Raw genomic sequence first — 6,732 nt, 5'->3', positions numbered from 1 at the left:
GCGGGCTATCTGACGAAGAACAGGAGCGAAAAGGACCAAAAAATCGCCCAAAGCACACACGAAAACGGATACATCAAGCCAAGAAAAACTTTTTGGAGAAATTCAAAACAGCTTCTCAAATCGACTGATTGCAAAGCATTCAAATCTGCGTCAATCCGCGAAAATCTGCGTTTCAAACAAAAACATCCATTATAAAAACCATAAACAAAAGAAGTATGAAAACCATCCAAACATTGGCTTTAGGGCTGTGTTTAGCCCTTGGAGCTTGTACTACACAACCCGACTCGACAGTGCAGACAAACGATAAAGGCACACAGTGGGAATGGAAACAAGGAACCATCGTAGTAAAAACGCCCGAACGCCCAGCGGGACAGAAAAGTGTATTGGGGCTTGCCCTTCCCAAAATGGAAGTGGTACGTGTAGGATTCGTAGGGTTAGGCATGCGAGGTCCGGGAGCCGTGGAACGCTTCACCTACATTCCGGGTACACAGATTGTAGCCTTGTGCGACTATGAACAGGAGCGTGCCGAAGCCTGCCAGAAATTGTTGCAGAAAGCTTCGCTGCCCAAAGCCGCCATCTACTCCGGCGAGAAAGGATATGAAGAGTTGTGCAAACGCGATGACATCGACTTAGTGTACATCGCCGCCGACTGGCTACACCACTTCCCCATCGCCAAATGCGCACTGGAGAACGGCAAGAACGTAGCTATCGAAGTACCTTCGGCTATGAACCTGAAAGAATGCTGGGAACTGATTGACCTGAGCGAAAAGAACCGCAAGCACTGCATGATTCTGGAGAACTGCTGCTACGACTGGTTCGAGATGAACACGTTGAACATGGCGCAACAAGGCGTGTTCGGCGAAATTATCCGTGCACAAGGAGCTTACATCCACAACTTGAACGAATTTTGGGACCACTACTGGAAGAACGGCGAGGACGACAAGCTGGGCTGGCGGCTGGACTACAACATGCGACACCGCGGTGACGTATATGCTACCCATGGCTTAGGTCCCGTGGCACAAGCCTTGAACATCCACCGGGGCGACCGCATGGAGACGCTGGTAGCGATGGACACCAAGTCGGTAGTAGGCAAGGCACTGGTAGAAGCACGCACCGATTCCGCCTGCACGAATTTCCGCAACGGCGACCATACCACCACCCTTATCCGCACAGCAAACGGCAAGGTGATTGAAATCCAGCACGATGTAATGACACCCCAGCCTTACAGCCGCCTGTACCAGCTGACCGGCACGAAAGGATTCGCCAACAAATATCCGGTAGAAGGCTATGCGCTCGACAGCGAACAGCTTTCGGCTTCGGGCGTACAGCCGAAAGTGGACGACCTCAGCGCACACGGCTTCCTTCCGAAAGCTGAGCAAGAAGCCTTGGTAGCCAAATACCAGCACCCGATCCTGAAGAAATATGGCGAGATGGCAAAAGAAGTAGGCGGACATGGAGGTATGGACTTCATTATGGACAGCCGTTTAGTATATTGCCTGCAGAACGGATTGCCGCTGGACATGGACGTGTACGACCTTGCCGAATGGTGCTGCCTTGCCGAACTGGGCGAACTGTCGATGGACAATGGCTGCGCACCGGTAGCTTTCCCCGACTTCACCCGCGGTGAATGGAACGTGATAAAAGGATACAAGCATGCCTATGCCTCTCCCGAAGAGGAAGCTGCCACACTGGAAAAAGCCAAGGCATTCACGGCAAAACTGAAATCAGGTAACTAGGTAACCAGGTGACCAGGGACTAGGTTTCAAATAGTCCTGCTGATGTAAACCAAGCTATTCAGAACCTAGTACCTAGTACCTTGTCACCTAATACCTTTCGTCACATCCGCTCCATATCGCTTGCCGAAGAGTTCTTGCCGCGGTACGTGTTCTTCAACTGATTGAAACGGAAGACCAGGCTGACGGAGAAATTCCATAGCTGGTAGTCTTCGGTCTGGGTGAAACGGAGGTTTCCCTCACGCTGCTCTTCACGGAACTTCATGGTGTGCAGCAGGTCGTAAGCCTTCAGACTGACGCTGAAACGCTTCTCGAAGAAATCTTTCTGCAATTCCAGATTCAGCATTTGGTAAGGACGAATGGACACGCTCCCCAAATCGCCGCCGGAATAGAAGGCGTAATACACGCTCAGCAGGTAGTCTTTCCGGAACGTGAACTGCTGGTTGAGCGCGGCGGTGCAGTTGGGCGAATTATACGCAAGCGGCTCGCCCCGGTACATCACTTCGAAAAAGGGCTGGCTGATGCCCAGCGTAAGGGAAGGATGCCAGATGCCGAACGTCTTCTGAATGTTCAGCGTCGCCTTCAGGTACTGAATGCGGCGGTAATTGCAAAAGGTGCTGATGATTCGGTTTCCCGCTTCTTCCTCATGGCAGGTGGACAGGTGGTTCTTCTCGTACGTATAGCTCGCGCTGAAATAAAAGGGTTTGTGGCTGATGCTCCACTCCAGTTTGTACGCCGTGGCAGGAAGCAGCAGCGGATTACCCCGCTGGTACATGAACTCGTTGCTGTAATAGACGGCGTTGCTCAGCTGGCGGAACGAAGGACGTGTGGTGCGCGACGAGAAAGACAGCGTCTGGCTCCAGCCGTTACGCTTGTAGCTGACGCTTGCCGAAGGATAGACGTTGTGAAAGCGGTGGGTCAGGTTGCCCGAAGCGTCCAGCCGGTCGCGGAACTTCATCTGCATATATTCGTAACGCACACCTGCCCGGAAAGAGAAGCTGCCCGCCTCTGCCGACACGTCCGCAAACGCCGCCGCACGCACCTCGTCTTCATCGTAAAGCGAAGCCGCCACATTGTCTGCCGTGCTCTGCAGTTCGTTGTGCGTATGCACCCGGCTCACGTCGCTTCCAAAGCCCACCTGCACACCGGAGGCAGGGCGGTAATCGAACGCCAACTGGCCCGAGGCAATCGACAAATTCCCCTTCCCACGGCTTTCTGTTTCCAGCCATTCGCCCGAACTTGTTTCCGCCGTCGCCTGCCGGTAGCGGTTCCGGTTGTACACAAAGTCGAGGTTGAGGGCGGACGAAAGCCGGTCGCTCCAGTCGGCGTTATGGAACAGGTTGGCGTGATACACGTCGGTGCGGTTCAGGTAATCGTTGTCGATGTCCTTTTCCGCCAGCGGCGTATGGCTCCACCCGTATGCCAGGCTCCCGGTACGGAACGTATAGTCACGTGTATGTGTGCCTTCCACCTTCGCCCCTATCACGTGACGGGCGGTAAGCTCATAATCTGCATTAGCGTACCACGTATGTTGCTTCGTGTCGCGGCGGTCGCCCTGGTCGGGATTCCGGTACAGATACAGGCTGTCGCCCAACACCAGCTCGTGCGATTGCGGCTGGTTCACCACCGAACGGTAATCGGCATACTGGTAATACGCCGACACGTGGAGCTTCCGGTTCCAGTAGTCGTAGCGCAGCGTCTCGTAGTCGGAATACCGCCTGCCCTGCTCCGACACGTGCTCCGCCAGCAAGGCATGCCCGTCGTCACGGCGCAAGGTATAGACCTTCAGCACCGCTTTCCCCTCGGCGTCGTAGCGTGCGCCCGGATTGGTAATCAGCTCCACCGAACGGATGTCTTGCGGCGTGAGCTGCTGCAGCTCGTCGGCACGCGCCTTGCGGTTGTTGATGTAAATCACCGGAGTGCCCAAGCCGAACACTTCCACCTCGCCCGACACGGTGAACGTCATCCCCGGCAACACTGCTAGCATATCGTTGATGCGGTGGTATTGGCTCAACGCCGTGCCCTCCACGCGGGTCAGCAGCGCGCCGTCTTTCAGCTGATGAACGGGACGTTCCGCCACCACCTCCACGCCCTGCAGCCGAACGCTCTCTTCGCACAGCGTCACTTCGCCCGTAAAGCCGCTTGCCGGAACCGTGCACGAGCGGTAGCCCAAGCACGAGAACCGCAGCAAGCCTTCGCCCGGAGCCGAAGCCTCCAGCATGAAACATCCGTCGGCATCGCTCACCGTGCCAGCCACAAAAACCGAATCGGGCAGCGCGAGCAGCACCACATTGGCGTACGCCACTCCCCGATGCGCCTCATCCGTCACTTTTCCCGTCAGGCTGTCCGCCCCGATGCCTGCACAGACGCAGTGCAGCAACATCGCTGTAAAAATCATTCTTTTCATCATCGTATGTTTTGTTTTCGTTAAGATTTATCATTCCGTCCGCAGTCGGCAACACTTATCCTACAGGATTGGCATCGTCCGAGCCTCCGACAGCACTTATCCTGTAGGATTGGCATCGTCCGAGCTTCCGACAGCACTTATCCTGCAGGATTGGCATCGTCCGAGCCTCCGACAGCACTTATCCTGCAGGATTGGCATCGTACGAGCCTCCGACAGCACAAATCCTGCAGGATTGGCATCGTCCGAGCTTCCGACAGCACTTATCCTGTAGGATTGGCATCATCCGAGCCTCCGACAATACTTATCCGGCTGGAACTCGCTGCAAAGTAACGGCAAAACTTCCCGGCGGCGAAAAATAATCCTTACCCGTGGGTTACGCCTATATTACTATTTTATTACTCCGCGCCACAGTTCCGGTTTTTTCCGCTATCTTTGTCGTGCACAATCAAACATACGCTTATGAAGAAATCAGTCCCTTGGATAAACCTCGTCACCATAGTCGCCTCGCTGTCCATTCTGATAGCGCAGGCAATCGGCTTCCGCCTGCAGTGCCGGCACGCGCTGGAGCAGGCGGTCGACGAACAGAAACGGCTGGTAGGACAATGCTGCGGCGACTTCTTCCGGCAACAGATGCAGATTCCGTCCGACAAAGGCTTCGTGGTCTACCTCTTTACCGCCGAAACCCATGAGCTGCTGGACACCTACACTTCGGTGCCCGGCTCGTACGTTGAAAACGGCATCGTGCGGTGGAACACACGCCTGACGCTGCAGACCGACACGTTCTACCTGCCTGCTTCCGTCTCCTACAACAACTGGAGTACCTTGGTCACACGCTACGTAGCAAGCGAACGCGGGCTTGCCTCCCCACAAGCACTGGAAGCCTTCTTGCGCGAACGGCTGGACGAACCGGCACTCACGGTCACCGCCTCTGCCGGACGGCAGCTGCTGGCGGACATCGAGACCGTGTCGGCAGGCAGTTTCTTCCGCCCCACGTACCGACTGCAGTTCGGCATCAACCCCCTGAACCGGGAAAGCGTCTTCATCGGAGGCAGCCTCAAGACCGGCACGCTGCTGAAAGAGATATACTGGATGCTGGCGGCATCTGCCGTATGGGCAGTCCTCCTGATACTCTGCCTCATCTACCAGGCACGCACCATTCACGGCGAACGGAAGCTGAACCGCCTGCGCAACGACTTCCTGCACGCGATGATTCACGAACTGAAACGCCCCGTACAGTCGCTAAAAATCCTGATGTCGGTACTTAAGGACAAAGAAATGAGCCGCGATGAAACATTGCGCCGGGAAGCGGTTGCCGATGCACAAGCAGAGCTGGACAACCTCTCCGCTTACTTCTCGAAGCTGCGCGACATGACCTACGGCGACTTCAAGGAAATCCCGCTCAACCGCACCGTGTTCAGCCTGAACGCCCTCCTCCGTCCGCTGGCGGAAAAGGCCGAAAGGCAGGGCGTGAGCATCCGCATCGACTCCGAGCCGCAAGACATCCTCGTGAAAGCCGACCGGATGCACATCAGCAACATCTTCAGCAACCTGCTGGAAAACGCCGTGAAGTATGCGCGGGGCGAAGCCGTCATTACAATTACCCTCCGCCAGACGGGCAACCGGACAGACATCAAGGTGAGCGACAACGGCAGGGGCATCCCAGCCGACGAGCTGAAACACATCTTCGAGAAATTCTACCGCAGCCCGGCAGTGCGCCGCGAGAACATTCCGGGACTGGGACTGGGGCTGAGCTACGTAAAAAGCTTGGTGGAAGCCCACCGCGGGCACATCCGCGTAGAGAGCGAACCAAACCGAGGTACCACCTTTTATATATCTATACCGCAATGAACGATTCACCCTTAAAAATCCTGTTTGCCGACGACGACGCCACATATTCGTTGTTCTTGAAACGCTTCCTCGAAAAAGCAGGCTACGAAGTCGTACACGTGCCCGACGGGAAGCAGGCGTTGGAGCAGTTCCGCCTCTGCCGCCCCGACCTGGTATTGCTGGACATCAATATGCCGGAGATAAACGGATTCGAGGTGGCACGGCAAATCCGCAGCTGGGACAAGAAAGTGCTGCTGTTCTTCCTGTCCGACCGCACCGAAATCTCCGACCGCCTGAAAGGATTCAGCCTGAAAGGGAACGACTACATCCCCAAGCCCTTCTATCCCGAAGAACTATTGGCAAAGATAGAAGAACGTTTCGCGGACAGTACCGGCGAAGACAAGCCGCACTACCAAGCTAGCCATACCATCTTCTCGCCCGAAACCAACGAGCTGACCGTATGCGGCACGGCGCACACCGTCACCTCGCGTCAGGCGGAAATACTGACCCTGCTGTTCCAAAACATCAACCAGACCGTCTACCGCGAAGACATCCTGACCCACGTATGGGGAAACGACTCGTACGCCAACTCGCTTGCGCTGAACGTGCAGATTTCCTACCTGCGCCACTACCTGAAAGACGATTCGGGCATACGCATCGAGTCCATCAAGAAAAAAGGCTACGTGCTGCGGACGGTTTCTCCCGAATAAATCGGCAGGCAATGCCGGATAAATCCGATGAAATGCTTATTTTTGTGACGATAAA

At 55.5% G+C, this 6,732-nt stretch carries 4 protein-coding genes; 3 read left to right on the top strand and 1 reads right to left on the bottom strand.

The features are described 5' to 3' along the window. Positions 1 to 215: 215 nt before the first annotated feature. Positions 216 to 1,736: a Gfo/Idh/MocA family oxidoreductase gene (locus tag B5F25_RS16700; RefSeq protein ID WP_022041093.1), complete on the top strand. Its 1,521-nt coding sequence runs from the start codon at positions 216 to 218 to the stop codon at positions 1,734 to 1,736. 100 nt (positions 1,737 to 1,836) lie between these two features. On the opposite strand, the gene B5F25_RS16695 is transcribed toward B5F25_RS16700, so the two are convergent. Then, positions 1,837 to 4,143, bottom strand: a complete 2,307-nt coding sequence (locus B5F25_RS16695) for a TonB-dependent receptor (protein ID WP_087250883.1) — start codon at positions 4,141 to 4,143, stop codon at positions 1,837 to 1,839. 456 nt (positions 4,144 to 4,599) lie between these two features. Here B5F25_RS16695 and B5F25_RS16690 point away from each other — a divergent pair, with 456 nt between their 5' ends. Together B5F25_RS16690 and B5F25_RS16685 are read left to right on the top strand one after the other, a co-directional pair. Continuing rightward, on the top strand, positions 4,600 to 5,988 hold the full coding sequence (locus B5F25_RS16690; RefSeq protein WP_087250881.1) for a HAMP domain-containing sensor histidine kinase: 1,389 nt from the start codon (positions 4,600 to 4,602) through the stop codon (positions 5,986 to 5,988). Then, positions 5,985 to 6,677, top strand: coding sequence for a response regulator transcription factor (locus B5F25_RS16685; protein ID WP_087250879.1), 693 nt, complete (start codon positions 5,985 to 5,987; stop codon positions 6,675 to 6,677). The genes B5F25_RS16690 and B5F25_RS16685 overlap by 4 nt, the downstream gene beginning before the upstream one ends. The last annotated feature ends 55 nt before the right edge of the window (positions 6,678 to 6,732 follow it).

The sequence above is a fragment of the Bacteroides sp. An19 genome, assembly GCF_002160215.1.
Classification (GTDB): Bacteria; Bacteroidota; Bacteroidia; order Bacteroidales; family Bacteroidaceae; genus Phocaeicola; species Phocaeicola intestinalis.
Note: the sequence above shows the minus strand (reverse complement) of the source record. Positions and strands in the feature narration are given on the sequence as shown.

Excerpts from the sequence above, each read along its gene's own strand:
- B5F25_RS16695 (WP_087250883.1), bottom strand. The coding sequence starts at position 4,143 with ATGATGAAAAGAATGATTTTTACAGCGATGTTGCTGCACTGCGTCTGT.
- B5F25_RS16690 (WP_087250881.1), top strand. The coding sequence starts at position 4,600 with ATGAAGAAATCAGTCCCTTGGATAAACCTCGTCACCATAGTCGCCTCG.
- B5F25_RS16700 (WP_022041093.1), top strand. The coding sequence starts at position 216 with ATGAAAACCATCCAAACATTGGCTTTAGGGCTGTGTTTAGCCCTTGGA.
- B5F25_RS16685 (WP_087250879.1), top strand. The coding sequence starts at position 5,985 with ATGAACGATTCACCCTTAAAAATCCTGTTTGCCGACGACGACGCCACA.